Here is a 26,747-nt window from a genome sequence, read left to right on the forward strand (position 1 = left end):
CGAGGTCGCCCCGCCCACGGTGCGACCTGGGCCGAAGGGTGCGACGTCGCCCGCCGGCGCGGACCTCGCAACCCGCAGCCTGATCAACGGGCCGGTTGCGCAACCTCGGGGCTAGCCGGGGCGGGGTCGGTCGCGAGCCAGGCGTCCACGCCCGCGAGCAGCCGCGCCCGGGTGGCGTCCCCGGCGCGGCTCGCGCGGATCGACGACCGGGCGAGGTCCGCGAGCTCGGCGTCCGAGAACCCGTGCACGTCGCGCGCCGTCTCGTACTGCGCGACCAGCCGCGAGCCGAACAGCAGCGGGTCGTCCGCCCCGAGCGCGACCGTCGCACCCGCGTCCACGAGCCGGCGCAGTGGCACGTCCGCCGCCTCCCGGTAGACGCCGAGCGACACGTTCGACGCCGGGCACACCTCGAGGGCCACCCCGCGGTCGACGACCCGCCGCAGCAGCGCGCCGTCCTCCGCGGTCCGCACCCCGTGCCCGAGCCGGTCCGGCGCCAGAGTGTCGAGCACGTCCGCGACGTGCGGCGGGCCCAGCAGCTCGCCACCGTGCGGCACCGACGCCAGGCCCGCGCGCCGGGCGATCGCGAACGCGGCGGCGAACTCCGGGGTGTCGCCCCGCCGCTCGTCGTTGCTCAGCCCGAACCCGACGACCTCGCCGGGACCGTCGCCCGCGTACCGGGCGGCCAGGCGCGCGAGGATCCGGGCGTCCAGCGGGTGCCGCATCCGCGATGCGGCCACGATGACGCCGACCTCGACGCCGAGGTCCGCGGCCGCGGACCGGGCCTCGTCCAGCACGATCTCCAGCGCCGGGGTGATCCCGCCGACGGGCGCGGCGTAGGACGTGGGGTCGACCTGGATCTCCAGGCGGCCGGACCCCTCGGCGGCGTCGTCCGTGGCGGCCTCCCGCACGATCCGGCGCAGGTCGGCCTCCCCGCGCACGCAGGCCCGGGCGGCGTCGTAGAGCCGCTGGAACCGGAACCAGCCGCGCTCGTCCGCCGGGAGCCGCAGGCCCTCGCCGTCCAGCAGCGTCGCCGGCAGCCGCACGCCGCGGTCCTGCGCGAGCTCCGCGAGCGTGGACACCCGCATCGACCCGGTGAAGTGCAGGTGCAGGTGGGCCTTCGGGAGCAGAGCCAGATCGCGCACGCCCCGAGTCTGCCCGATCCCCCGCCCCTGCACCCCCCACCCCCGCACGCGCGCTCCGGCCCCGAGGGCGCACGAGACACCACGAGGGCGCACGAGATCTCATGCGCCCTCGTGGTGTCGGATGCGCCCTCGCGGCCCGAGCGCGCGCGAGGGGGGAGGGGGAGGAGGGAGGGGGAGGAGGGGTCAGGGGGTGGGGAGGAGGCCGCGTTGGATGGCGATCGTCACCGCGCGGGTGCGGTCGTCGACGCCGAGCTTGGCGAAGGAGCGGAGCAGGTGGGTCTTGACCGTGGCCTCGGTGATGAAGAGGTCCCGGCCGATGGCCGCGTTGGACAGGCCGCGGGCGACGCCGGCCAGGACCTCGACCTCGCGCGGGGTCAGCCGCTCGGACTCGCCGCGCATCTGCTGCACCAGCCGCGAGGCGACCGACGGGGACAGCGCCGACTCCCCGCGCGCGGCGCCGCGCACCCCGGCGACCAGCTGCTCGCGCGGGGTGTCCTTGAGCAGGTAGCCGGTGGCGCCGGCCTCGACCGCCCGCAGGATGTCCGCGTCGGTCTCGTAGGTCGTCAGCACCAGCACCCGGACGCCGGGCAGCTCCGCGACGATCCGGGCCGTGGCCGCCGCGCCGTCGAGCACGGGCATCCGCAGGTCCATCAGCACGAGGTCGGGGCGCAGCTCGTGCGCGGCGGCCACCGCGGCGGCGCCGTCCGCGGCCTCGCCGACCACCTCGATGTCCGGCTCGACGGTGAGCAGCCCCACCAGCCCGGACCGCACCACCGGGTGGTCGTCGGCCACCAGCACCCGCACCGTCGTCTGGTCCTGCGTCACGCCGTCCCCGTCCCGTCCTGCTCGTCGTCCTGCCCGTCGGCACCGGGCCCGGTCCCGCCCAGCGGCATCGCCAGCCGGACCCGCGTGCCGCGTCCCGGCTCCCCGGCCACGTCGAGCGTCCCGCCGCCGGCGGTGACCCGGTCGCGCATCCCGCGCAGCCCGACCCCCTCGGCGGTGCCCGGCGCCAGCCCGTGCCCGTCGTCCAGCACCTCCAGCGCGACCGTGCCGTCGTCCTGCAGCAGCCGCAGCAGCACCCGCCGTGCGCCCGCGTGCTTGCGGACGTTCGCGAGCGCCTCCTGGGCGGCGCGCAGCAGCACCACCTCGGTGTCCCGACCGGCGCCCACCGCGCTGAGCGCGACGTCCACCCGGACGCCCGTCTCGGCCTGGAACCGCTCGGCGAGCCGCTCCAGGGCCTCGGCGAGGGTCGCGTCGGCGAGCGCCGCCGGCCCGAACGCGGCGACCAGCGCGCGCGCCTCGGCGAGGTTCTCCCGCGCGACGCGCTCGATCTGCACCACCCGGTCGCGCGCCTGGTCCCGCTGCCCGACCTCCAGCTGGGCCTGGGCCGTCTGCGCGAGCATCACCACGCTGGTGAAGCCCTGCGCGAGGGTGTCGTGGATCTCCTGCGCGACCCGCTCCCGCTCGGCCAGGACGCCCTGCGCGTGGTTGCTCGCGGCGAGCTCTGCCTGTGCGGCCTCCAGCCGCTCGATCAGCCCGGCGCGCTCCTCGGACTGCTCGGCGACCCGGGTGATCCAGAACCCGAGCGCGATCGAGAACACCAGCCCGATGGACATCTGCCCGGCGAGCACCAGGAGGTCGTCCGCCGACGGGTCGGCGCCGGAGGCGAACGCCCCGACCGCCATCGCCGTGCTGCTGGCGACCGCGAGCAGCGCCGACGCGCCGACGCCGCCGCGCAGGGTGGTGGCGAAGAACCACACCTGCGAGAACCCGATGAACAGCAGGATCGAGCCGATCTGGTTCACCCCGCTCGCCAGGGCGACCACGACGATCAGCACCGCGAGGTAGGTCCGCGTGAGCCGCACGTCGCCGTCGACGGCGCCGCGCCGGCCCAGCGTCAGGTACGCGACCAGCAGCACGACCAGGCCGCCGACCGCGGCGACGACGGCGCCCGACGGCGGGTAGGTGTGGTCGACCGCGACCATCGACACCGCGCTGATCGCGAGCAGCGCGTAGAACGCGAGGTCCCAGCCCCGCAGGGACCGGCGCCAGAACTCCGCGCGGTCCGGGGCCTGCCGCACGCCGGACGACGGCGCGGTGGTCACCACGCCGTCCCCCGACTCCACGTCACGCGTCCCGGTGCCCGCACGGGTCCCAGTCTGGCGTGCCGGCGCCTCAGCCGTCGTCACGCCGACGCCACCGGAAGCTCTTCACCCCGACGACGAGCCCGACGACGAGCCACGCGGCCAGCACCGCGGCGGTCGCGCCGTGCTGCCAGCTGCCGCCGACCTCCAGCGCTGCGGCGCTGTCGGGCAGGAACACCGACCGCATGCCCTGGGCCATCCACTTGAGCGGGAAGACCGACGCCACCTGCTGCATCCAGGACGGCAGGTCGTAGAACGTGAAGAACACGCCGGAGATGAACTGCAGCACCAGCACCACCGGGGTGACGACGGCGCTCGCGGACCGGCCGGACCGCGGCAGCGACGAGAAGCCGACACCGCAGATCGCCCCGGCCGCGGTCCCGAGGACGAACACCCACGCGAACGTCCCCCAGCGTGCGGCCGAGTCGGGCATGTCCACGCCGAACAGCAGCGCGGCGACGGCGAGCAGCAGCCCGACCTGCACGACCGACACCACCAGCACCTGCCCGACCTTGCCGAGGAAGTACGACGCCGCCGGCAGCGGGGTGCCGCCGAGCCGCTTCAGCCCGCCCTCGTCGCGCTCGACCGGGATCGAGACCGCGAGCGACTGGAACGACGAGAGCAGCACGCCCGTCGCGATCATCCCGGGCAGGAAGTACTGCGCGAACGGGACGCCGTCGGCGACCTCGGCGCCGTCCTGGCCGAACACCGTCGCGAAGATCGCCAGCATGATGATCGGGTACGCGAAGATGAAGATGATCGCGTCCCGCTCGCGGAAGAACCCGCGGATCTCGTACCGGGCGCGCTCGACGCCGAGGCGCAGCGTCCCGGGCAGCGGTGCCGCGGTCCGGGGGGTCAGGGTCGTGGCGGTCATCGCGAGGCCTCCGTGGTCACGAGGGCGGGCGCCGGGTGCGCCGCCGGGGTGGCCGCGTCACCGGCCTGGTCGTCGGCGATCAGCGAGAGGTAGACGTCCTCGAGCGTCGGGCGGACCACCTGCAGGCCCGGCACCTCGCCCCCGAGACGGCCGGCGAGGGCCGCGACCAGCGCGGTGGGTGCGTCGGTCTGCTCCTCGCGGTGGGCACCGGCCTCGACCCACCGGACGACCGCGCGCCGGGCGGAGCGCCCCCCGAGGTCCGCGGGGGTGTCGACCGCGACCACGCGGCCCGCGCTCACCACCGCGACCCGGTCGGCCAGGTGCTCGGCCTCCTCCAGGTAGTGCGTGGTGAGCACGATGGTCGTGCCGCCGTCGCGCAACCCGGCGATCAGGTCCCAGAACGCGTGCCGCGCCTCCGGGTCGAACCCGGTGGTCGGCTCGTCGAGGAACAGCAGCTCGGGGCGCCCGACGATGCCGAGCGCGACGTCGAGGCGCCGCCGCTGCCCGCCGGAGAAGCTGCCGCGACCGGGTGCGGGCCTTCTCCCGCAGGCCGACGGCGTCGATCACCTCGTCCGGGTCGCGCGGGTCCGGGTAGTACCGGGCGAAGTGGTGCACCAGCTCGGAGACCGAGGCCTCCGCGAGGTCGTTCGTGCTCTGCAGCACGATCCCGATCCGGGCGCGCCAGTCGCGGCCGGCCGTCTGCGGGTCCACGCCGAGCACCCGCACGTCGCCCGCGTCCCGGTGCCGGTAGCCCTCGAGGATCTCGACGGTGGTCGTCTTGCCCGCGCCGTTCGGCCCGAGCACGGCGACGATCTCGCCGCGGGCGACCGTGAGGTCCAGCCCGTCGACGGCGCGCTTCTCGCCGTACCGCTTGTGCAGCCCGGTCACCCGGACCGCGAGGTCGTTGTCGTCCATGCGGCCCAGCCTGGCCGCCGCCCTCGCGTCGCCGCGACGACCGGCGGACGGGGCCGGGGGTCCACCGGTCGGTGGACGGGAGCCTCAGCCCTGCCGCCCCGCTCAGCCCTCGGCGAGCAGCGCCTGGATCCGCCCGACACCCTCGACGAGGTCGTCGTCGCCCAGGGCGTACGACAGCCGCAGGTACCCGCTGGGCCCGAACGCCTCGCCGGGCACGACCGCGACCTCGGCCTGGTCGAGCAGCAGGGCCGCGAGCTCCGCGGAGGTGGTCGGGGTGACGCCGCGGTAGGTGCGCCCGAGCAGCCCGTCGACCGCGGGGTAGGCGTAGAACGCCCCCTCGGGCGCGGGGAGCACGACGCCCTCGACCGCGGTCAGCATCTCGACCATCGTGCGCCGTCGGCGGTCGAACGCCTCGCGCATCGTCGCGACCGCGGACAGGTCCCCGGTGAGCGCCGCGACGGCCGCGCGCTGCGACACGTTGGCGACGTTGGAGGTGAGGTGCGACTGGAGGTTGGTCGCGGCCTTCACGACGTCGGACGGACCGACGAGCCAGCCCACGCGCCAGCCGGTCATCGCGTAGGTCTTCGCGACGCCGTTCAGCACGACCGTGGTGTCCGCGAGCTCCGGGACGACGCGCAGCACCGGCGTGGCGACGACGCCGTCGTAGGTCAGGTGCTCGTAGATCTCGTCGGTGACGACCCAGATGCCGTGCTCCAGCGCCCAGCGGCCGATCTCCTCCGTCTGCTCCGGCGAGTAGACGGCGCCGGTCGGGTTGGACGGCGAGCAGAACAGCAGCACCTTGGTGCGCGGGGTCCGGGCGGCCTCGAGCTGCTCGACCGTGACCTTGTAGCCCTGGTCGACGCCGGCGAGCACCTCGACCGGCACGCCCCCGGCCAGGCGGATCGCCTCGGGGTAGGTGGTCCAGTACGGCGCGGGCAGCAGCACCTCGTCGCCCGGGTCGAGCAGCGTCGCGAACGCCTGGTACACGGCCTGCTTGCCGCCGTTGGTGACGAGCACGTCGGCCGGGGAGATCGCGTAGCCGGAGTCGCGCTGCGTCTTCGCGGCGATCGCCTCCCGCAGCACGGGCAGGCCGGCGGCGGGGGAGTACCGGTGGTTCGCGGCGTCGCGGGCGGCGGCGACCGCGGCCTCGACGACGTAGTCCGGCGTCGGGAAGTCGGGCTCGCCGGCGCCGAACCCGATCACCGGGCGGCCGGCGGCCTTGAGGGCCTTGGCCTTCGCGTCCACCGCCAGCGTGGCGGACTCGGCGATGCCGCCGACGCGTGCGGAGACGCGGCGGGGCTCGTGCGGCTGCTGACTCGGGGCGTGCGCGCTCACGCGTCCATCCTGGCAGAACCGGGGCGCCGCGGCGGTGCGGCGACGGGTCGTCCGGGGCGGGTTCGATAACTGCCCGTCGGTCGCGTACAGTGGTCCACCGGTGGTTGACGTCCGCCATGATGAGCCGTGCCCGCGAGGGTCGCGCTCCGCATGACGGTCACGGAGGCCGCCGTAGGGTAGTGGCGCAATTGGTAGCGCACCGGTCTCCAAAACCGGCGGTTGCGAGTTCGAGTCTCGCCTGCCCTGCGCGTGTGGTCACGGACCGCGAGCACCCCCCGAGGTCCCCCTCGGGCGGGACCGCGTCCGACGAAAGGCGCCCGGCGACGGTCGGCGTCGCGAGACGTAGGGGAACGAATCAGGTGAGCGACTCGGCACCCGTGGCGGCGTCCGGCGCGGACGAGCCCGTCCGGCCGTCCGGCAGCGGCAAGTCCGGCCAGCCCGAGAAGCGGCGCGGCCTGTTCGCCCGCATCGCCCTGTTCGTCCGCCAGGTCGTGGCCGAGCTCAAGAAGGTCGTCCGCCCGACGCGCAACGAGCTCGTCACCTACACCGCCGTCGTGCTGGTGTTCGTGGCCGTCGTCATGGCGTTCGTGACCGTCGTCGACCTCGGCATCGGCCGCGCGACGTTCTGGATCTTCGGGGGCTGAGCCCTCCGCGCGCCCCCGCCGGCGCACGTCCTCAGCACCACCTTCCGCAGCAGAAAGCAGGTTCGCCCGTGTCGCAGGAATCGCAGGAGCCCGGTCTGGGTGCCGCCGAGTCCGAGCTCGACGACGCCCTCGCGTCGGTCGAGGCGGTCGAGGCCCCCGCAGCCGGTGACCTCGAGGACGCCGACGTGACGGACGAGGTCGCGCAGGACGAGGCCGACGCGCCCGCCGAGGACGCGGCCCCGGAGGTCGAGGACACCGAGGTCGAGGCCGACGAGCCCGACGTCGACGAGGACCCGGTCGCGGCGTTCAAGGCCCAGCTGCGCGCGCAGCCCGGCGACTGGTACGTCATCCACTCCTACGCGGGCTACGAGAACCGCGTGAAGACGAACCTCGAGAACCGCACGCAGAGCCTCAACATGGAGGACTACATCCACCAGGTGGAGGTCCCCATGGAGGAGGTCGTGGAGATCAAGAACGCGCAGCGCAAGGTCGTGCGCCGCGTCCGGATCCCCGGCTACGTCCTCGTCCGCATGGACCTCACCGACGAGTCGTGGGGCGCCGTCCGGCACACCCCGGGCGTCACGGGCTTCGTGGGGCACACCCACCAGCCGGTGCCGCTGACGCTCGACGAGGTCTTCTCCATGCTGGCCCCGACCATCGAGGCCAAGCCGACCGCCACGTCGGCGCAGGCGCAGAAGTCCGCCACCCCGATCGAGGTCGACTTCACCGTCGGCGAGTCCGTGACCGTCACCGACGGCCCGTTCGACACGCTGCCGGCGACGATCTCCGAGATCACCCCCGAGAACCAGAAGCTCAAGGTCCTCGTCTCCATCTTCGGCCGGGAGACCCCGGTCGAGCTGTCGTTCAGCCAGGTCGCCAAGATCTGATCCCTGCTCGACGGCACTGCAACCGGGTCATCGCCCACGGCGTCGGCCCACGAACACGATTGGACGGCTCATGCCTCCCAAGAAGAAGGTCACCGGCCTCATCAAGCTCCAGATCAAGGCCGGTGCGGCGACCCCCGCCCCGCCGATCGGTCCGGCGCTGGGTCAGCACGGTGTGAACATCATGGAGTTCTGCAAGGCCTACAACGCGGCCACCGAGTCGCAGCGCGGCAACGTGATCCCGGTGGAGATCACGGTCTACGAGGACCGGTCCTTCACCTTCATCACGAAGACCCCGCCGGCCGCGGAGCTCATCAAGAAGGCTGCGGGCGTCGACAAGGGCTCGCCCACGCCGCACACCGTCAAGGTGGCGTCGCTGTCGGCCGACCAGGTCCGCGAGATCGCGCAGACCAAGCTCGAGGACCTGAACGCGAACGACCTCGCGGCCGCCGAGAAGATCATCGCCGGCACCGCGCGCTCGATGGGCATCACCGTCAAGTGACGCCCCGGTTCGACCCCCGCCCGGGAACGTCCCGGGCGGGGCAGTGGCAGGGCCCTGTGCGGCCCGACGACCACGACTGCTGAGAAGAGAAGAGAAGCAGATGGCGAAGCACAGCAAGGCCTACCGGGCCGCGGCGGAGAAGATCGAGGAGGGCGTGGTCTACAACCCGCTCCAGGCGGTCCGTCTCGCGCAGGCGACCTCGACCACGAAGTACGACGCGACCGTCGAGGTCGCGATGCGTCTCGGCGTCGACCCCCGCAAGGCCGACCAGATGGTCCGTGGCACGGTCAACCTGCCCCACGGCACCGGCAAGACCGCCCGCGTCATCGTGTTCGCGACGGGTGAGCGTGCCGAGCAGGCCCGCGCCGCCGGTGCGGACGAGGTCGGCGGCGACGAGCTGATCGAGAAGGTCGCGGCCGGGTACACCGACTTCGACTCCGCGGTCGCGACCCCGGACCTCATGGGCAAGGTCGGCCGTCTCGGCAAGGTGCTCGGTCCCCGTGGCCTCATGCCGAACCCGAAGACCGGCACCGTGACGATGGACGTGGCCAAGGCCGTGTCCGAGATCAAGGGCGGCAAGATCGAGTTCCGTGTCGACAAGCACGCGAACCTGCACTTCATCATCGGCAAGACGTCGTTCTCCGACGTCCAGCTGGTGGAGAACTACGCCGCGGCGCTCGAGGAGATCCTGCGTCTCAAGCCGTCCGCGTCGAAGGGTCGCTACATCGCGAAGGCGACCGTCTCGACCACGAACGGCCCCGGCATCCTGGTCGACCAGAACAAGACCCGGAACCTCACCTCCGAGGAGGACGCGGCCTGACGGCTGGCGTCACCGGTTCACGACCGCAGGCCCGGTCCCCCTCGGGGGGCCGGGCCTGCGGCGTTCCCCGCCCTGGTGTCCGGGGGCGGGTCCGCGCGGCGCCGGGGGAGCCGTCCCGGCCGGCACCGCGCGGGTCTGGGGGCGGCGGGTCAGTGCCCGCCGTGGTGGCCCTGCTCGGCGGGCAGGCCGTGGGAGCCGTGCGGCACCGCGTGGGCGCCCGCCTCGGTGGCGGCGAGGCCCGGCACGGTGACCAGGGCGACGAGCAGGGCGCCGGCGGCGAGGACGCCCGCGGTGGCGCCAGGGCCGACGGGCCGCCGGGGCCCGGGTGCGCTCGCCTCGCGCCGGGCGAGGGCCAGCAGGATCGCGGCGCCGAGCGCGAGCACGAGCGCCGCGCCGTGCGCCGCGGTGACGGCGGTCGCGGTCAGAGGGGCCGTGGCGAGCACGGCGGGCCCGAGGAGCACCAGGCCGGCCACAGCCGCCCGGGGGGCCGGCGCAGGCCCGCGCAGGGCGGCCAGCGACCACCCGACGGCGACGAGCCCGGCCGCCGAGAGCGCCAGGCCCACGGCCAGGTGGTGCGCGAGGTGCCCGGAGCCGGTGGCGGCCGTCACGAGCCCGAGACCGAGGGCCGCGGTCGCCGCCCACAGCCTCGCGGTGAGCTCGAGCGCACCCTCGACGGCCGCGTGCCTGGTGGAGCCGGCGCCCGCCGGCCGGGCGAGCGGCACCCGACCGGCGAGCGGGGCCCGGCCGACCAGGTGCGTCCGGCCGGCGAGCGGGGCGGTCATGCCCGGCGCGCCGCGGTGCGGGTCGCGCCCTTGTCGGCGGCGAGACCGACGCCGAGCAGCAGGACCGCGCTGGCGAAGTGCAGCACGTTGTCCGCGCCGTTCAGGGCGAGGATGTTGGCCGACGAGCCCACCAGGAACAGGCCCAGCAGGCCGACGAGCAGGTAGACGGCGCCGACCGAGGTGTTCGCGGCGCGCGCGGCCCGGACGGACGACGTGGCCGCGCCCAGCAGCACCGCGCCGATCAGCAGGTGGACGATGTTGTGCAGGGGGTTGACCTCGAAGAAGATCAGCGTCCCGCCCTCGGTGCCCGCGAAGTCCGCGCCGGAAGCTCACGAAGAAGCCGGCGATCCCGACGAGCAGGTAGACGGCGCCGAAGATCCCGCCGATCAGACGGTTGGCAGACTGGCCCATGGTGATCTCTCCTCCCGGGGTGACGTCCCCGCTCACGCTGCGTGCCGTGCGGCACGCACGACTGGTTCGGAGCCGGGGGCGGGCCGGATGGGTGGTGATCGGGACCGATCGGGGCCGATCGGGCCGAGGGGCTGGACTCCTGCGCGGGCCTGCACCAGGGTGGGAGGCATGCTCGTGGCCTTCTCCGTGTCCCCGCTCGGCGCGGGCGAGTCCGTGACCGAGGCCGTCGCCGACGCCGTGCGGATCGTCCGAGTCGGGCCTGCCGCACCGGACGGACGCGATGTTCACGACCGTCGAGGGCGAGTGGGACGAGTGCATGGACGTGGTCCGGCGCGCCACCGAGGCCGTCGGACGGCACGCGGGACGGGTCAGCCTGGTGCTCAAGGCGGACATCCGCCCCGGGCACACCGGTGAGCTGACGGGCAAGGTCGAGCGCCTGGAGGAGCGGCTGTCCTCCTGAGCGTCCGCGCCGACGACGCGCACCGCGTCGCCGCGTGGACATCTGGTGCAGATGGGTGGGTCCCGGGCCGCAGGCGCCCGGGCGGATGACAGACTTCCGACGGCGCGGGTCGGCCAGGCGGTGGCCGGTGCGTGCGACGGACCTTGGGGAAGGGGCGCAGCGGAACTGATGGCGATCTTCGAGCTCGACGGGGGCCGTGGCTCCGTGGTCCAGCCGATGCGGCCCCGCCCCGACTCGTTCGAGGTCGACTCCGCGACCCTGGTGGGTGACCACGCCGCCGCGCTGCTCGGCGAGCCGGTGCTCACGGTCCGTGAGGGCGGTCCCGGTGGGCCGCACCTGCTCGCGCTCGACGCGGCGTCCCGGCCCGTGGTCGTCGAGGTCGCCCAGCTGCTCGACGAGGCCGCGCTGGTCCGTGCGCTGCGGCACGCGGGCAGCGCGACGCGCCTGAGCCGCGCCGACCTCGCGCGGATGTACCAGGGCGGCGCCGAGGCGTTCGAGGCGGATCTCGCGGTGTTCCGCGACCGGGCCCCGATCCTGGCGTCCCAGCGCTCCGGCGGCGTGCGGCTCGTCGTGCTGTGCGCGGAGGTCGCCGAGGGCGTCCTCGACGCGGTCGACTTCCTCGCCGCGGGCACGCAGGTCGAGGTGCAGCGGCTCGGGGTCACGCAGGGCCCCGGCGGCCGCCGCTACGTCGAGGTCGCGCCCGTCCGGCCCGGGGGCTCCGGCCCCGCCGAGGCGCGCCGCGCCGTCGAGCCCGGGCCGCGCACCGGCGCGATCCAGGTGGCCCCGCGCGCCTCCGGCGCCGCGGTCACCGACCCGACGCCCGTGGTCCGCCGGACGACCGGGGTGCCGACCCCGCACGCGGACGCCGCGCACCGGCACGTCGCCGCCGAGCCGGCCGGGTCGTCCGGGACGCCCGCGTCCGTCGAGCCGCCCGTGCCCGCCGAGGCGCCCGTGCCCGCCGAGGCGCCGGCGCCGGCCTGGGCGCCCCTGTCCGCCGGGCCGCGCGCGGACGAGACGACGCTGCTCGCCCCGGTCGACCCCGCCGCCCCCGCACCCGACGCCGGTGACGCGACCGGTGACGGTGGTGCGCCGCTGCCCGAGCTCGCGGCGCTGGCGGCGGCCGAGCGGCAGGCGCTCGAGCTGGTCTGGCACCGGGTGCGCCGCGGGCAGCGCTTCGTGGCGACCCTGCGCGCGGACGGGCTGATCGAGCTCGAGGACGGCAGCGTGCACGCCGACCCCGGCGCGGCGGCGACCGTCGCGGCGGACCTGGAGTCGCCCGCGGACGGCTGGCGGGTGTGGCGGTTCGGCGACGACGGGCCGACGCTCGGCGAGGCCGTCGGGCTGCACGCCTGACGCGTGGGGCGCGGCCGGAGGGGCGGGCGGTCCGGGCCGGTCAGGACCAGCCGTACGCGGCCGCCCACCGGCTGATCTCGGCGTAGAGCCGCGCGCGGACCGGCGGGGCGGACAGCGTCAGGTCGTGCACGCCGCCCGCGATCCGCACCACCGACACGACCGGGCCGAGCTGCACGGACCGGCGCGCGAGCAGCTCGACGTCGAGCACCACGTCCGCGGACCGCATGTCCTCGCTCCAGCGCGGGCTGATGACGGTCCGGTCGGACGCGAGCATCAGCACCGGGGCCGCGATGTGCAGCCCGCGGGCGACCTCGGCGTGCCCCGCGAGGATCGCGGCGAGCCACCCGGCGCGTGCCGGGAACGACGGCACCGGCCGCCACGCGTCGTCGTACGTCCACTCGCCGCCGTCGGCCGCGCGCAGGGTCCGGGCGTAGAACCCGGGGTCGATGTTCGGCAGCGGCACCTTGGGCTGGATCCGCGCGAGCCGCTGCACCGCCGGCGCGCTGACGTGCCGGACGACGGCCGCGCCCTGCAGCTCCAGCCACGGGGAGTTGAGCACCAGGCCGTGCAGCCGGCCGGGGTGCCGGTTCGCCCACAGCGACGCGACGAGCCCGCCGGTGGAGTGGCCCATCAGCATCACGCGGGCCCGGGTGCCGAGGTCGCGGTGGACCTGGTCGAGCGCCGCCTCGATGTCCTCGTCGTAGGTGCGCAGGTCGTCGACGTAGCCCGGGGTCTGGTGCGGGCGCAGGCTGCGGCCGTACTTGCGCAGGTCGAGGGCGTAGAACGCGGCGCCCTGCGCGTGCCAGAACTCCGCGAGCCCCGTCTGGAAGAAGTAGTCCGACCAGCCGTGCAGGTACACCACGGCGCGCGCCGGGCGGACGGGCTCGGGCGTCGGCGGCGCGTAGCGCACCAGGCTCGCGACGACCTCGCCCTCGTCGTCGGGCGCGAGCTCGAGGGTCCGCACCCGGTAGTCCTCGCCCAGGACGTCGGTCCGCCACCGCCCGGCCATGCTGCCCCCTCAGACCTCGGCGACGATCTTGCCGAACTGCGCGCCGCCGGCCAGGCGGGCCAGGCCCTCGCCGACCCGGGCCAGCGGGACCGTCGAGTCGACGACCGGCCGCACCCCGGTGCGCGCGAGGAACGCCAGCAGCTGCTCGAGGTCCTGCTTGCTGCCCATCGTCGCGCCGAGCACCGCGATCTCGAGGAAGAAGAGCCGCTGGATCTCCATGCGCTCCGGGTCCCCGGTGGTGGCGCCGGCGACGACGATCGTGCCGCCGGGCCGGACCGACCGCACCGAGTGCGACCAGGTGGCCGCGCCGACCGTCTCGATCACCAGGTCCACGCGGTCGGGCAGCCGCTCGCCGCCGGGTACCGCGGCGGCCGCGCCGAGGGCCAGCGCGCGGGTCCGGCGCTCCGCGTCGCGGCTGGTGACCCAGACCTCGAGGCCCGCGGCGGCGGCCAGCCGGATCGCCGCCGTGGCGACGCCGCCGCCCGCACCCTGCACCAGCACCCGCTGGCCCGGCTGGGCGCGGCCGGTGGTGAACAGCATCCGGTAGGCGGTGAGCCAGGCGGTCGGCAGGCACGCGGCCTCGGCGAACGTCATGCCGGCGGGCTTGTCGACCAGGTTCCAGGTGGGGACCGCCACCTGCTCGGCGAGCGCCCCCGGGTACCGCTCGGAGAGCAGCGACCGCGGCTCGGCCGGGCCGACGCCGTGGCCGCTCGCGCCGCCGACCACCGCGTGCACGACGACCTCGCGCCCGTCGGCGGTCACGCCCGCGGCGTCGGTGCCGAGCACCATCGGCAGCTGCTCCGCGCGCAGGCCGACCCCGCGCAGCGACCACAGGTCGTGCTGGTTGAGCGCGGCCGCGCGCACGTCGACCGTGGTCCAGTGCTCGCGCGGCTCGGGGGCGGGGTGCTCCCCGACGGTCAGCCCGGCGAGCGGGTCGTGGGGCGAGAACCGGGTCACGGTGGCGGCGAGCACAGCCCCCACCTCACCACCCACGACACCCTCCGCGCCACCCCACCTGCCCGCACCCGCGAGCCGGGTGCGGGTGAGGCCGTCAGAGGAGGGGGAGCATGCGGCCCAGGTCGGGGACCGCGTCCGAGGGGAAGCGGGGGGTGAGGGCCGCGGCGAGGACGTCGACGTCGTAGGGCACCCGCCCGGCGGCGAGGCGCACCCAGGTCAGCGGCTGGACGATCTCGAGGTCCCAGCCGCCGCGGGCGCGGACGATCCGCAGCAGCTCGGTCGCGACGACGTCGAGGGCGTCGCCGTCCAGCGGGCCCGCGGCGGTGACGCCGTCGCCGAGCCCCTCGGAACCCACCGCCTGCCCGGGCACGCCCGGGAGCGGCCCCACGCCGGTGCCGAGCTCCGCGCGGGATCCGGGCGCGGCGCCGCGGGCCCGGGCCAGGGAGCGCTGCAGGTCGTCGGCGTGCACGACGAGCTCGGTGAGCCGGGAGGTGACCATCGTGGACAGCAGCACCGGGCCGCGCCGGGCCTGGACGACCCGGTCCGCGGGCCCCAGCTCGTCGAGCCGGGCGAACGCGGCCGCGACCAGGGCGTCCACGTGGGCGAGCGGGTCGTCGGCGATCTCCGCGGCGAGCTCGCGCGTCACGCGGTCGATGTCGGCGGCGCGGCCGGCGTAGGTGCCGAGGTACTCCGCCAGGGACAGCGGGATCGTCCCGGTGGGCACCGGCTCGCAGGCGGCCAGCGCGCTCATCGCCCGCCCGAGGTGGGCGACCAGGTCCGCGACCGACCAGCCGTCGAGCACGCTGGGTGCGGTGCCGGCACCCTCGCGGACGGCCTCGCCGACCCACGTGCGCAGCGTCTGCCACTGGCGGCGCAGCACCTCGGCCTGCGCGGAGACGTCCCCGGTTCGCGTCATGGGGTCAGACTGCCACGCCGGGGTCACCCCGCCAGGTGCGCGCGGACCAGCGGGCCGAGCTGGTCGTGCTCGATGAGGAACCCGTCGTGCCCGTAGGGGGTGTGCAGCGTCGCCAGCGGCCGGGCGCGGGGCACGCCCGCGGCGATCCGCGCGGACTGGGCGGGCAGGAACAGCCGGTCGCTGTCGACCGCCACGACCAGGGTGTCCGCGGTCACCGTGGCGAGCGCCGCCTCGACGCCGCCGCGGTCCCGCCCGAGGTCGTGGGTGATCATCGACCGGGTCAGCACGGCGTAGGTGTTGGCGTCGAACCGCCGGGCGAGCTTGTCGCCGTGGTGGTCCAGGTAGGACTGCACCGCGAACCGGCCGCCGGCCAGCGGCTCCTCGCCGCCCTGCGGGATCCGGCCGAACCGCTGGTCGAGCTCGGCGGCGCTGCGGTAGGTCTGGTGCGCGATCTGCCGGGCCAGCCCGAGCCCGGTGTGCGGGCCCTCGCCGTCCGGGGCGTCGTAGTAGTCGCCGCCCCGGAACCGCGGGTCGGCGGCCAGCGCCGCGAGCTGCGTGTGGAACGAGGCGATCTGGTCCCCGGAGGTCTGCGCGGTGGTGGCGATGGCGGCGAGCCGGTGCACGCGGTCGGGCGCGGTGACCGCCCACTCCAGGGCGCGCTGACCGCCCATCGAGGCCCCGACGACCAGCGCCCACGACCCGATGCCGAGCGCGTCGGCGAGCCGGAAGCTCGGCGGCGACCTGGTCGCGGACGGTGAGCTGCGGGAACCGGCTGCCCCAGGGCGCGCCGTCCGGGGCGGGGCTCGCGGGGCCGGTGCTGCCCTGGCAGCCGCCGAGCACGTTCGGGGCGACGACGAACCAGCGGTCGGTGTCGATCGGCGCGCCGGGGCCGACCAGCGTCGACCACCAGCCGGGCGTGGGGTGCCCGGGTCCGGCGTCCCCGGTGACGTGGGAGTCGCCGGTCAGCGCGTGCAGCACGAGCACCGCGTTGGACCCGTCGGGCGCGGGGGTGCCCCAGGTCTCGTAGGCGAGCCGGACGGCGGGCAGCCGGCCGCCGGCCTCGAGGTCCAGCGGCCCGAGGTCGCGGAACTGCCGGCGGCCCACGGGGTCGCCCGCGCGCCAGGCGGACGACGCGCGCGGGGGCGCGGCGTCCGGGACGCGGCGGCGGGGGGTGCTGGTGCGGTGCTCGGGCACGCGGTGGGGTCCTGACGTCGGTGCGCCGACGGGCGCCGTGGGGGTCACGGCGCCCGTCGGGGTGGTGGCGGGGGTCACGGGAGCGGTCAGGCCCCCTTCGCGGCGCGGAAGCCGGCGTCGAGGTCCGCGAGGATGTCCTCGATCCCCTCCAGGCCGACCGCGAGGCGCACCAGCCCGGGCGTGACGCCGGACAGGGCCTGCTCCTCCGGGGTGAGCTGGCTGTGGGTGGTGGACGCCGGGTGGATCACGAGCGAGCGGACGTCCCCGATGTTCGCGACGTTGGAGTGCAGCTCGAGCGCGGACACGAACGCCTGGCCGGCCTCGGCGCCGCCCGCGATCTCGAACGCGAGCACCGCGCCCGTGCCGCGCGGGCCGTACTTGCGGCCGAGCGCGTGCTGCGGGTGCGACGGCAGGCCGGCGTAGGTCACCGACAGCACGTCGTCGCGGGCCTCGAGCCACTCGGCGACCTGCTGCGCGTTGGCGACGTGCCGCTCGATGCGCAGGGACAGCGTCTCCAGGCCCTGGGCGATGAGGAACGCGTTGAACGGGCTGATCGCCGCCCCGAGGTCGCGCAGGAGCTGCACCCGGGCGCGGAGCACGTAGGACAGGTTGACGCCGAACGCGCCGCCGGAGCCGAGGTCGCGCGCGAACACCAGGCCGTCGTAGGACGGGTCGGGCTGGTTGAACGAGGGGTACCGCTCGGGGTCGGCGCCGTAGTCGAACGTGCCGCCGTCGACGATGACGCCGCCGATCGCGGTGCCGTGGCCGCCGAGGTACTTGGTGGCGGAGTGCACGACGACGTCGGCGCCCCACTCGAGCGGGCGGATCAGGTACGGGGTCGCGACCGTGTTGTCGACGATCAGCGGCACCCCGGCGGCGTGCGCGACGCCCGCGACCGCCTCGATGTCGAGGACGTCCTGGCGGGGGTTCGGCACGGTCTCGGCGAAGAACGCCTTGGTGTTCGGGCGCACCGCGTCGCGCCACGCCTGCGGGTCGGTCGGGTCGGTGACGAACGTCGTCTCGATCCCGTACCGGGGCAGGGTGTGCCGCAGCAGGTTGTACGTGCCGCCGTACAGGGACGGGCTGGCGACCACGTGGCTGCCGGCCTCGGCGACGTTGAGGATCGCGTAGGTCTCCGCGGCCTGGCCGGAGGCGACGAGCAGCGCGCCGACGCCGCCCTCGAGGGAGGCGATCCGGTCCTCGACGGCCTGGACCGTGGGGTTGCCGATGCGGGTGTAGATCGGGCCGAGGTCCTTGAGCGCGAACCGGTCGGCGGCGACGCCGGCGTCGGGGAACACGTAGGACGTCGTCTGGTAGATCGGCAGCGCCCGGGCGCCGGTGGCGCTGTCGGGGGTCTGGCCGGCGTGGATCTGGCGGGTCTCGAAGGACCACTGGGGCTGGGTCACGGGTGTCTCCTGGTCGGGCGGCGGTGCGGGACGGGGGGAGCGCACGCGGGTCGTGCCAGGAGCGGCCGGGCCGTCAGGTGCCGGTGTGCGGCTCCCGGCCGGCGTGGAGCCTGGCGGCGGGGGAGCCGGGTCCGCGAGGCCGGGTGGACCGGTCTGCGGGCACAGCCGAGCGTGCGCTGGTCAGCGACACATTCGGCAGGACATGTCGCCCACAGTACGGAGAGGGGTCGCGGTCGCGGAACGGCCGTCTCAAAGACTGGGACGCGCTGTCCATTTTCGGCGCGCGTTCACTGCTCGCGGGGGCCGCGACCTGCTCGTGCGGGTGAAACGTGACCCCCGATGTCCGGTTCGTCCCGAACCACGCCGCTGTGACTCATGTGAACGGTGTGACTGGTGTTCACTTCTGTGAACCCAGCCGGTAGCGTTCCCGCGGGGCGAGCCGGAGGACCGGCTCCCGAGGGTCGCCGAGCGAGCCACCGCGGTGCGGTGCGCGGTGCGGGCGCCGCGGGCAGCCCGACGACGAAGGGTGTGCATGGTGCGGACGAACACACGGGCGCGAGCAGCGCGCGGAGCAGCCGCGGTGGTCACGGCGGCGGTGCTCCTCGTGCCCGCGGGCGGTGCCGCCGTCGCCGACCCCGACGTCAGCGACCAGGACGTCCGGGACGCCCGCCGCGCCGTGACCAGCGCGTCCGGCGCCGTGGCCCAGATGGAGGTCCGCCTCGCGGAGCTCAGCACCCAGGCCGAGACCGCCGAGATCGCCGTCCAGCAGGCCGGTGAGGAGTACGCCCGCGCGCAGGCCGACCTCGCCGCCGCCCAGCAGGACGCGCAGCGCGCCGCCGAGCAGGCCGCGACCGCCGCCGAGCAGTTCGAGTCCGCCCGCGCGACCCTCGTCGCGATCGCCCGCGAGGCCGCCCGGTCCGGCGGGTCGATGGACACCCTCCAGGCGCTGGTGTCCGCCGACGGGTTCCAGGACGTCGTCGAGCGCAGCGAGGCGCTGTCGCACGTCAGCACCAAGGCCGACCAGGCCGTGCAGCGCTACCTCGCCGCCGAGCAGGTCGCCACCACGCTCCAGGCCACCGCCGACGCCGCCGCGGCGACGCAGGCCGAGGCCGCCACGCAGGCCGAGTCCGCGCTCGCGGCCGCCGGGGACGCGCAGGTCGCCGCCCAGGCCGCGGTCGCCTCCGCGCAGACCGAGCGGCAGGGCCTGATCGTCCAGCTCGCCGCCGCACGCGCCACCAGCACCGAGGTCGAGCAGGCCCGGCAGGACCAGGTCGACGCCGAGCGCCGCCAGCGCGCCGAGGCCGCTGCTCAGGCCGCGCGCACCGCGACGCCGCCGCCCACGACGGGCACGCCGGCCGCCGGCGGCACGGGCGCGGGCACCACGACGCCCCCGGCGACGAGCACGCCGCCCGCCACGTCGACGCCGCCCGCGACGTCGACCCCGCCGGCGACCAGCACGCCCCCGGCGACCAGCACGCCGCCGGCCACGCCGACCCCGCCGCCCGCGAAGCCCGTCACCCCGCCCGCGGCCACCCCGCCGCCCGCGGCCAGCGGCGCGCAGACCGCGATCGACTGGGCGAAGGCCCGCCTCGGCCTGCCCTACCTGTGGGGCGGCACCGGCCCCAACGGCTACGACTGCTCCGGCCTGACCCAGGGCGCGTGGCGCGCCGGCGGCAAGGCGCTGAACCGCACCTCCCGCGACCAGTACCGCCAGGTCACGAAGATCGCCTACGCCGACCTCCAGCCGGGCGACCTCGTGTTCTGGGGCACGAACCAGAACGACGCGTCGTCGGTCTACCACGTCGCCATGTACATCGGCGGCGGCCAGATCATCGAGGCTCCCAGCGAGGGCAAGCCCGTCCGGATCGCCGCGATGCGCTACGCCAACACGATGGCCTACGCCGGCCGGGTCTGACCCGCCGACGACGAGAGCCCCGGTGCACCTGGTCCAGGTGCGCCGGGGCTCTCGTCGTGCGGGGAGTCAGTGCTGGTCGTAGCCCGCGTCGATCGCGCGCTGGCGGGAGCGCTCGATCTCGGCCTCGGCCTCGGCGCGGCCGGTCCAGTGCGCGCCCTCGACGGACTTGCCGGGCTCCAGGTCCTTGTAGACCTCGAAGAAGTGCTGGATCTCGAGGCGGTGGAAGTCCGACACGTCGTCGATGTCCTGGCGCCACGCGGCGCGCTGGTCACCGGTCGGCACGCACAGGACCTTGTCGTCGCCGCCGGCCTCGTCGCGCATCCGGAACATGCCGAGCGCGCGGCACCGGATCAGGCAGCCCGGGAACGTCGGCTCCTCGAGCAGGACCAGGGCGTCCAGCGGGTCGCCGTCCTCGCCGAGGGTGCCGTCGATGAAGCCGTAGTCGTCCGGGTAGCGGGTCGAGGTGAACAGCATCCGGTCCAGCCGGATGCGGCCGGTGGCGTGGTCCACCTCGTACTTGTTCCGCTGGCCCTTCGGGATCTCGATCGTGACGTCGAACTCCACACCCGCTCCTTCGTCGCCGCCCGGCCGAGGCCGTGGCGGGCAGCTGCTCACGACGGCGTGCCAGGTGCCGGCACACCGCTCTCCAGCCCCTAGTGTGACGCACGGACGACGCGCGGCGGGCGTGCGACGCCGACGAGAGTGCGGAAGCGGGTGGTCCGGTGGCGGGCGCGGGCCGGGCGGTGGGCGTGACGGCGCTGGTGCTGGTGCTGGCAGGAGGCGCGTACGCCACCGCCGACGCCTACGACGTCGTGCCCGGCGTGGTGACCCTCGCACCCGAGCCCGCGCCGGCGGCCCCGTTCCCGACCGCCCCCGGGGCGAGCACGGTCCGGACGTCGGCGACGGTCCTGCCGGAGCTCGACGCCGCGGCGGCGACACCGGGCGCCGCGCAGGTGCAGGCGCTCGTGCAGGGCCTCGTCACCGACCCGCGGGTCGGCCCCACGGTCGGCGTGGTCGTCGCCGACGCGCTCACCGGCGACGTGCTCGCCGCCAACGCCCCCGAGCAGGCCCGGACCCCGGCGTCCACCGCGAAGCTCGTCACCGGCGTCGCCGCGCTCACCCGGTTCAGCCCGGACCGGACGTTCGACACCACCGTCCGCCAGGGCGCGGGCGACCAGATCGTGCTGGTCGGCGGCGGGGACATGATGCTCGCGGCCGGCACCGGCGACCCCGCGGCCGTCAACGGGCGCGCCGGGCTCGCCGACCTGGCGGCGCAGGTCGCGCTGCAGCTGCGGCTCGTCGGCCGGGACACCGTGACGCTCGCGCTGGACGACACCCTGTTCAGCGGGCCGTCGGTCTCGCCGGGCTGGAGCCCCTCGGACCTCTCCAACGGGTTCGTCGCCCCGGTCGCGCCGGTCGCGGTCGACATCGCCAAGATCACCGCCGGCGAGTACCCGCCGCGCCGCACGGACCCGGCGATGCACGCCGCCACCGAGCTCGCCGCGCGCCTCGGGGAGGTCGGCATCACCGTGACCGGCACCCCGACGCGGGTGCGCGAGCCCGCGACCGGCGACGTGCTCGGCGTGGTGTCGTCCGCGCCGGTGTCCGAGGTGACCCAGTACTTCCTCGACACCTCGGACAACACGATCACGGAGGTCGTCGCGCGGATGGTCGCGCTCGACCTCGACCTGCCCGGCTCGTTCGAGGGCGCGACCCAGGCGGTGCTGCGGACCGTCGGCACCCTGGGCGTCCCCACGACCGGCGCGGCGCTCGCGGACGCCTCGGGCCTCGCCGACGGCTCCGCGCTGCCCCCGGACCTGCTGCTCGGGCTGCTGGAGCGGGTCGTCGACCCCGCGCACCCCGAGCTTCCGCGAGATCGGCACGGGCATGCCCGTCGGCGGCCTGACCGGCACCCTCACCGACCGGTTCCGGGACGGCGCCGGCGCGGGCCTGGTCCGCGCGAAGACCGGCAGCCTCGCCGGCGTCACCTCGCTCGCGGGGTCGGTGCTCGACGCCGACGGCCGGCTGCTGCTGTTCGTCGTGATGGCCGACCAGACCGGCGCCGTCGGGCAGTACCAGCCGCGGCAGGCGATCGACGGGTTCGTCACCGCGCTGGCGGGGTGCGGCTGCCGGGGGTGACCGACCCCGACGCCCGGCCTGGTTACGGTGGTCGGGTGCAGCCGGCCGTCGACTGGGACCTGGCCGCCCGGCTCGCCGCCCGCGCGGTGCGGCCCGGGCCGGTCGCCACGCGCGCCGAGCGCGAGGACGTCGTCGCGGCGCTCCGCGCGGCCGCCCCGGTCGCCGCCGAGCACGTCGCGCGGATCACCCGGCTCGGGCCGCCGGCGCGCGACCTGGACGTGCGCGTGGTCGACCGGTCCTCGTGGGCACGGGCCAACGTCCGCTCGCTCGCGGCGCTCACCGGCCGGATCGGCGTGCCCGAGCGGCGCGGGCTGCGCGGGGCGGCGGGCGCGGGGGAGGTCGCCGGGGTGCTGGGGCTGCTGTCCGGCGCGGTGCTCGGGCAGTACGACCCGTGGGCGGGCCGCGGCACGCTGCTGCTCGTCGCGCCGAACGTGCTCGTCGTCGAGCGCGCGCTCGGGGTGGACGCCGCGGACTTCCGGCTCTGGGTGACGCTGCACGAGCAGACGCACGCGCAGCAGTTCGCCGCCGCGCCCTGGTTGGCGCAGCACCTCGCCGACCGCGTCGGGACGCTGCTGGCCGAGGAGCGGGGAGGTCGGTCCGCGCGGGGCGGCCGGTCCGTGCTGCCCCGGTCGCTGGTCGACCTGCTCGACCCGCGGCAGCGCGTCGTCCTGGACGAGGTCGGTGCCGTGATGGCCCTGCTCGAGGGGCACGCGGACGTGACGATGGACGCGGTCGGGCGCTCGGTCGTGCCGTCGGTGCGCCGGATCCGCCGCCGGTTCGAGGCCCGGCGCGGTGGCGCCCGCGGTGGCGCGCACGGTGGCGCCCAGGGCGGGGGTGGCGCGGGCGGGATGCGCCGGGTGCTGCGGGCCGTGCTCGGCACCGACGTCAAGCTCGCGCAGTACCGCGACGGCGCGCGGTTCGTGCGCGCTGTCCGCCGCGCGGTGGGCACCGACGGGCTGAACGCGGTGTTCGCGGGCCCGGACGTGCTGCCGACCGCCGCCGAGATCGCCGAGCCGGTCGCCTGGGTGCGCCGGGTGCACGGCTGACGTGGCCGGCCCGCACCCCGCGGTCGCGCAGGTCCGCGGCGCCGTCGAGGCCGCGCTGGACGACGTCCCCGAGGGCGCGCTCGTGCTGGTCGCGTGCTCGGGCGGCGCCGACTCCCTGGCGCTCGCGGCCGGCGCCGCGTTCGTGGCGTCCCGGCGTGGCCGCCGGCGCTGGCGGGTCGGCGCGGTGGTGGTCGACCACGGGCTCCAGCCGGGCAGCGACGCCGTCGCCGCGCGCGCCGCGGCGGCGTGCCGGGGGCTCGGCCTCGACCCGGTCGAGGTGGTGCGGGTCGGCGTCGCCGGCGTCGGCGGGCCCGAGGCCGCGGCCCGGGACGCCCGGTACGCCGCCCTGGACGAGGCGGCCACCCGGCTCGGCGCCGCCGCGGTGCTGGTCGGGCACACCCGCGACGACGAGGCGGAGGGCCTGCTGCTCGGGCTCGCGCGGGGGTCGGGAGCCCGGTCGCTGGCCGGCATGGCCCCGGTGCGCGGGCTGCTGCGCCGGCCGCTGCTGACCGTGCCGCGGGCCGCGACCGTCGCGGCGTGCGCGGCGCAGGGGCTCGACCCCTGGCACGACCCGACCAACGCCCCGGCCGAGGACGACCCGACGGCCCCGCAGCGGTCGCGGGTGCGCACGCGGGTGCTGCCGGTGCTGGAGCGCGAGCTCGGGCCCGGGGTCGCGGCCGCCCTGGCCCGGACCGCGGCGCTGCTGCGCGAGGACGCGGACGCGCTCGACGCGCTCGCGGCGGAGCTGCTGCGGCGGGCGCTGGTGCCGGCGGCGGACCCGGTGGCGGCGGCGGACCCGGTGCCCGCGGCGGACCCGGTGCCGGCGATGCCCGCGCCGGCCGACGGCGCGGTGCTGCTCGAGGTCGCCGCGCTCGAGACGGCGCCCGCGGCGCTGCTCGGCCGGGTGCTGCGGTCCGCGGCGGTGCTGGCGGGCGCGCCCCCGGGCGCCGTCACGCGGGAGCACGTGCGCGCCCTCGCGGGCCTCGTCGTCGACTGGCACGGCCAGGGCCCGCTGCACCTGCCCGGCCGGGTGGGCGCGTCGCGGACGTGTGGCAGGCTTGCGCTGCGCGTCGAACCCCCGTCGACCTGACCGGGAGCGGCGTGCCCGAGGCCGCGCGGACCCGCCGGCCGCGGGTGCGGGACCACCACCGAGCACGAGCGAGACCACGAGGGAGACCGCAGCGGTGAACGCGGACGACATGGGCCGGGACCTGGAGCGCGTGCTCCTGACCGAGGAGCAGCTCGGCACCCGCCTGGACGAGATCGCGGCGCAGATCGACGCCGACTACGCGGGCCGCGAGGTGCTGCTGGTGGGGGTGCTCAAGGGCGCCGTCATGGTGATGGCCGACCTGGCCCGCCGGATCAGCACGCCGCTCGCGATGGACTGGATGGCGGTGTCGTCCTACGGCTCCGGCACCAAGTCCTCGGGCGTGGTGCGCATCCTCAAGGACCTCGACGCCGACCTCACCGGCCGGCACGTGCTGATCGTCGAGGACATCATCGACTCCGGCCTCACGCTGTCCTGGCTGCTGGCGAACCTGCGCAGCCGGGGCCCGGCCTCGGTCGAGATCGCGACCATGCTGCGCAAGCCCGACGCCGCGAAGGTCGAGGTCGAGGTCCGCTACGTCGGCTTCGACATCCCGAACGAGTTCGTCGTCGGCTACGGCCTGGACTACGCGGAGAAGTACCGCAACCTCCCGTTCGTCGGGACGCTCGCGCCGCACGTCTACTCGTCCTGACGGGTCCGGCGGCGCGGGGCGGTCCAGCCCTGGGCGAACAGACCCGCTGCGGCCCAGGTCCAGCGTGTAACTTCACAACCTCCACCCCTGCGACCGGAGGGACGAGGGGGCACGCCCCCGTCTGCCCATGACTCTCAAGCGCCTCACCCGCGGACCCGTCCTGTGGATCATCGTCGCCGTCGTGATCCTGTGGATCGGCGCCAGCGCCTTCATGTCCTCGGGCGTGCAGCGGATCGACACCTCCGACGGCCTCGAGCTGATCCGGGACGGGAAGGTCGAGCAGGCCAAGATCACCGAGGGGTCGCAGCGCGTCGACCTCACGCTGGCCGACGACTTCGTCAAGGACGACGAGAACCTCGGGAAGAGCGTCCAGTTCTTCTACGTGGCGCCGCAGGGCCCGTCGGTCGTCGAGGCGATCGCGGACGCGGACCCGGAGGGCGGCTACACCTCGGACGTCCCGCAGCAGTCGTGGTGGGCGAGCCTGCTCACTCTCGTGCTGCCGTTCGTCATCATCCTGGGCCTGTTCTGGTTCCTGATGTCGTCCATGCAGGGTGGCGGCTCGCGGGTGATGTCGTTCGGCAAGTCCAAGGCGAAGCTCGTGTCCAAGGAGTCGCCGCAGGTCACCTTCGCGGACGTCGCCGGCGTGGACGAGGCCGTCGAGGAGCTGCAGGAGATCAAGGAGTTCCTCTCCGAGCCCGCGAAGTTCCAGGCGGTGGGCGCCAAGATCCCCAAGGGCGTGCTGCTGTACGGGCCGCCCGGGACGGGCAAGACCCTGCTGGCCCGCGCGGTCGCCGGCGAGGCGGGCGTGCCGTTCTACTCGATCTCCGGCTCGGACTTCGTCGAGATGTTCGTCGGCGTGGGCGCCAGCCGCGTCCGCGACCTGTTCACGCAGGCCAAGGAGAACGCCCCCGCGATCATCTTCATCGACGAGATCGACGCCGTGGGCCGGCACCGCGGCGCCGGCATGGGCGGCGGGCACGACGAGCGCGAGCAGACCCTCAACCAGATGCTGGTCGAGATGGACGGCTTCGACGTCAACGCGAACGTCATCCTCATCGCGGCGACCAACCGCCCCGACATCCTCGACCCCGCGCTGCTGCGCCCCGGCCGGTTCGACCGGCAGGTCTCCGTCGAGGCGCCCGACCTCAAGGGCCGCGAGCGGATCCTGCACGTGCACGCGCAGGGCAAGCCGATGGCGACCGACGTCGACCTCGAGGCCGTCGCCCGCCGCACGCCGGGATTCACCGGCGCGGACCTGGCGAACGTGCTCAACGAGGCCGCGCTGCTGACCGCCCGCTCCAACGCGCAGATCGTCGACAACCGCGCGCTGGACGAGGCGATCGACCGCGTCATCGCCGGCCCGCAGAAGCGCACCCGGGTCATGAAGATCAAGGAGCAGAAGATCACCGCGTACCACGAGGGCGGCCACGCCCTGGTCGCGGCGGCGCTGCGGTACACCGACCCGGTGACCAAGGTGACGATCCTGCCGCGCGGCCGCGCCCTCGGCTACACGATGGTCATGCCCACGGAGGACAAGTACTCCACGACGCGCAACGAGCTGCTCGACCAGCTCGCCTACGCGATGGGCGGCCGCGTCGCCGAGGAGCTCGTGTTCCACGACCCCACCACCGGCGCCAGCAACGACATCGAGAAGGCCTCCGCGACGGCCCGCAAGATGGTCACGCAGTTCGGCATGAGCGAGCAGGTCGGCGCGGTCAAGCTCGGGCAGGACTCGGGCGAGGTCTTCATGGGCCGCGACATGGGCCACGGCCGCGAGTACTCCGAGTCGGTCGCCGCGACGGTCGACGTCGAGGTGCGCCGGCTGATGGACGCCGCGCACACCGAGGCGTGGGAGATCCTCGTCGAGTACCGCGACGTCCTCGACGCGCTGGTCCTCGAGCTCCTCGAGAAGGAGACGCTGAACCAGGCCGAGCTCGCCACGATCTTCGAGCCGATCACCAAGCGCCCGCCGCGCGAGGTGTGGCTGTCCAGCGAGCAGCGTGCCGTGTCGCACCGCCCGCCGGTGCTCACCCCCGCCGAGCAGGCCGAGCAGGACGGCCACCCGGTCGTCCCGCAGGACGAGGCCGCGGCCGCCAAGGACGAGCACCCCGCCGTGGGCGTCGTCGAGGTGCCGCCGAACCAGACCCCGGACGCCTGACC

The 26,747-nt window shown here is 75.6% G+C and carries 21 protein-coding genes, 1 tRNA gene and 6 pseudogenes; 14 read left to right on the forward strand and 14 right to left on the reverse strand.

What is annotated here, in order from left to right:
• Positions 1-83: 83 nt before the first annotated feature.
• From AC1VL8_RS06860 to AC1VL8_RS06885, 6 genes and pseudogenes are all read right to left on the reverse strand, one after another.
• The gene (locus AC1VL8_RS06860; protein WP_483074640.1) at positions 84-1,142 is read right to left on the reverse strand and encodes an adenosine deaminase; all 1,059 of its coding nucleotides are present in this window, start codon (positions 1,140-1,142) and stop codon (positions 84-86) included.
• Between the two features lie 183 nt (positions 1,143-1,325).
• Complete coding sequence (locus tag AC1VL8_RS06865) at positions 1,326-1,967, reverse strand: response regulator (RefSeq protein ID WP_389233136.1); 642 nt, start codon at positions 1,965-1,967, stop codon at positions 1,326-1,328.
• Positions 1,964-3,247, reverse strand: a complete 1,284-nt coding sequence (locus tag AC1VL8_RS06870; protein ID WP_483074641.1) for a sensor histidine kinase — start codon at positions 3,245-3,247, stop codon at positions 1,964-1,966. The genes AC1VL8_RS06865 and AC1VL8_RS06870 overlap by 4 nt, the downstream gene beginning before the upstream one ends.
• Before the next feature lie 70 nt (positions 3,248-3,317).
• Positions 3,318-4,160 carry an ABC transporter permease gene (locus AC1VL8_RS06875; RefSeq protein WP_483074642.1) on the reverse strand — a complete coding sequence of 281 codons (843 nt, stop codon included), beginning with the start codon at positions 4,158-4,160 and terminating at the stop codon, positions 3,318-3,320.
• A pseudogene (locus AC1VL8_RS06880) lies at positions 4,157-5,075 on the reverse strand (ABC transporter ATP-binding protein). Before AC1VL8_RS06880 ends, AC1VL8_RS06875 begins: the two are co-directional and overlap by 4 nt.
• Positions 5,076-5,177: 102 nt before the next feature.
• Positions 5,178-6,410, reverse strand: coding sequence for a pyridoxal phosphate-dependent aminotransferase (locus AC1VL8_RS06885; RefSeq protein ID WP_483074643.1), 1,233 nt, complete (start codon positions 6,408-6,410; stop codon positions 5,178-5,180).
• A gap of 173 nt (positions 6,411-6,583) precedes the next feature.
• On the opposite strand from AC1VL8_RS06885, the gene AC1VL8_RS06890 reads away from it, so the two are divergent.
• The 5 genes from AC1VL8_RS06890 (at position 6,584) to rplA (ending at position 9,260) form a co-directional block, all read left to right on the forward strand.
• Positions 6,584-6,656 (forward strand) — tRNA-Trp (locus AC1VL8_RS06890).
• 113 nt (positions 6,657-6,769) lie between these two features.
• Positions 6,770-7,054, forward strand: coding sequence for a preprotein translocase subunit SecE (secE, locus tag AC1VL8_RS06895; RefSeq protein ID WP_389233121.1), 285 nt, complete (start codon positions 6,770-6,772; stop codon positions 7,052-7,054).
• Between the two features lie 68 nt (positions 7,055-7,122).
• Positions 7,123-7,941, forward strand: coding sequence for a transcription termination/antitermination protein NusG (nusG, locus tag AC1VL8_RS06900; protein WP_483074644.1), 819 nt, complete (start codon positions 7,123-7,125; stop codon positions 7,939-7,941).
• 70 nt (positions 7,942-8,011) lie between these two features.
• Positions 8,012-8,440 carry a 50S ribosomal protein L11 gene (gene rplK / locus AC1VL8_RS06905; protein WP_389233115.1) on the forward strand — a complete coding sequence of 143 codons (429 nt, stop codon included), beginning with the start codon at positions 8,012-8,014 and terminating at the stop codon, positions 8,438-8,440.
• 100 nt (positions 8,441-8,540) lie between these two features.
• Positions 8,541-9,260: a 50S ribosomal protein L1 gene (gene rplA, locus AC1VL8_RS06910; RefSeq protein WP_389233112.1), complete on the forward strand. Its 720-nt coding sequence runs from the start codon at positions 8,541-8,543 to the stop codon at positions 9,258-9,260.
• 149 nt (positions 9,261-9,409) lie between these two features.
• Here rplA and AC1VL8_RS06915 read toward each other — a convergent pair whose 3' ends face one another.
• The gene (locus AC1VL8_RS06915) at positions 9,410-10,042 is read right to left on the reverse strand and encodes a hypothetical protein (protein WP_483074645.1); all 633 of its coding nucleotides are present in this window, start codon (positions 10,040-10,042) and stop codon (positions 9,410-9,412) included.
• Positions 10,039-10,453: pseudogene (locus AC1VL8_RS06920) on the reverse strand (DUF4383 domain-containing protein). The gene AC1VL8_RS06915 and the pseudogene AC1VL8_RS06920 overlap by 4 nt, the downstream one beginning before the upstream one ends.
• 168 nt (positions 10,454-10,621) lie before the next feature.
• Here AC1VL8_RS06920 and AC1VL8_RS06925 point away from each other — a divergent pair.
• Both AC1VL8_RS06925 and AC1VL8_RS06930 read left to right on the forward strand, forming a co-directional pair.
• Positions 10,622-10,913, forward strand: a pseudogene (locus AC1VL8_RS06925) (thiamine-binding protein).
• Between the two features lie 168 nt (positions 10,914-11,081).
• Positions 11,082-12,266 carry a restriction system modified-DNA reader domain-containing protein gene (locus AC1VL8_RS06930; RefSeq protein WP_483074646.1) on the forward strand — a complete coding sequence of 395 codons (1,185 nt, stop codon included), beginning with the start codon at positions 11,082-11,084 and terminating at the stop codon, positions 12,264-12,266.
• A 40-nt stretch (positions 12,267-12,306) separates the two neighbouring features.
• On the opposite strand, the gene AC1VL8_RS06935 is transcribed toward AC1VL8_RS06930, so the two are convergent.
• From AC1VL8_RS06935 to AC1VL8_RS06955, 5 genes and pseudogenes are all read right to left on the reverse strand, one after another.
• On the reverse strand, positions 12,307-13,275 hold the full coding sequence (locus AC1VL8_RS06935) for an alpha/beta hydrolase (RefSeq protein ID WP_483074647.1): 969 nt from the start codon (positions 13,273-13,275) through the stop codon (positions 12,307-12,309).
• Positions 13,276-13,284: 9 nt separating this feature from the next.
• Positions 13,285-14,247 (reverse strand): zinc-binding dehydrogenase, encoded by a 963-nt coding sequence (locus AC1VL8_RS06940; protein ID WP_483074648.1) that lies wholly within the window; start codon positions 14,245-14,247, stop codon positions 13,285-13,287.
• Positions 14,248-14,326: 79 nt separating this feature from the next.
• Positions 14,327-15,148, reverse strand: a complete 822-nt coding sequence (locus AC1VL8_RS06945) for a maleylpyruvate isomerase N-terminal domain-containing protein (RefSeq protein WP_483074649.1) — start codon at positions 15,146-15,148, stop codon at positions 14,327-14,329.
• A 23-nt stretch (positions 15,149-15,171) separates the two neighbouring features.
• Positions 15,172-16,342: pseudogene (gene metX / locus AC1VL8_RS06950) on the reverse strand (homoserine O-acetyltransferase MetX).
• A gap of 86 nt (positions 16,343-16,428) precedes the next feature.
• A complete protein-coding gene (locus AC1VL8_RS06955) occupies positions 16,429-17,748 on the reverse strand; it encodes a bifunctional o-acetylhomoserine/o-acetylserine sulfhydrylase (RefSeq protein ID WP_389233084.1) in 1,320 nt (439 codons plus the stop codon).
• A gap of 532 nt (positions 17,749-18,280) precedes the next feature.
• Here AC1VL8_RS06955 and AC1VL8_RS06960 point away from each other — a divergent pair.
• Positions 18,281-19,663 carry a C40 family peptidase gene (locus AC1VL8_RS06960; RefSeq protein WP_483074650.1) on the forward strand — a complete coding sequence of 461 codons (1,383 nt, stop codon included), beginning with the start codon at positions 18,281-18,283 and terminating at the stop codon, positions 19,661-19,663.
• Positions 19,664-19,729: 66 nt separating this feature from the next.
• Here AC1VL8_RS06960 and AC1VL8_RS06965 read toward each other — a convergent pair whose 3' ends face one another.
• Positions 19,730-20,227, reverse strand: a complete 498-nt coding sequence (locus AC1VL8_RS06965; protein ID WP_213281274.1) for an inorganic diphosphatase — start codon at positions 20,225-20,227, stop codon at positions 19,730-19,732.
• A 446-nt stretch (positions 20,228-20,673) separates the two neighbouring features.
• On the opposite strand from AC1VL8_RS06965, the pseudogene AC1VL8_RS06970 reads away from it, so the two are divergent.
• The 6 genes and pseudogenes from AC1VL8_RS06970 to ftsH form a co-directional block, all read left to right on the forward strand.
• Positions 20,674-21,450 (forward strand): annotated as a pseudogene (locus AC1VL8_RS06970) (D-alanyl-D-alanine carboxypeptidase); the annotation flags it as partial.
• 100 nt (positions 21,451-21,550) lie between these two features.
• Positions 21,551-21,802, forward strand: a complete 252-nt coding sequence (locus AC1VL8_RS06975; RefSeq protein WP_483076200.1) for a D-alanyl-D-alanine carboxypeptidase — start codon at positions 21,551-21,553, stop codon at positions 21,800-21,802.
• 107 nt (positions 21,803-21,909) lie between these two features.
• Positions 21,910-22,848 (forward strand): annotated as a pseudogene (locus AC1VL8_RS06980) (zinc-dependent metalloprotease); the annotation flags it as partial.
• A 1-nt stretch (position 22,849) separates the two neighbouring features.
• On the forward strand, positions 22,850-23,938 hold the full coding sequence (tilS, locus tag AC1VL8_RS06985; protein WP_483074651.1) for a tRNA lysidine(34) synthetase TilS: 1,089 nt from the start codon (positions 22,850-22,852) through the stop codon (positions 23,936-23,938).
• Between the two features lie 109 nt (positions 23,939-24,047).
• Positions 24,048-24,587 (forward strand): hypoxanthine phosphoribosyltransferase, encoded by a 540-nt coding sequence (gene hpt / locus AC1VL8_RS06990; protein ID WP_483076201.1) that lies wholly within the window; start codon positions 24,048-24,050, stop codon positions 24,585-24,587.
• A 127-nt stretch (positions 24,588-24,714) separates the two neighbouring features.
• Positions 24,715-26,745 carry an ATP-dependent zinc metalloprotease FtsH gene (gene ftsH, locus AC1VL8_RS06995; protein WP_483074652.1) on the forward strand — a complete coding sequence of 677 codons (2,031 nt, stop codon included), beginning with the start codon at positions 24,715-24,717 and terminating at the stop codon, positions 26,743-26,745.
• Positions 26,746-26,747 lie beyond the last annotated feature (2 nt).

Source organism: Cellulomonas sp. KU4C (assembly GCF_056868065.1).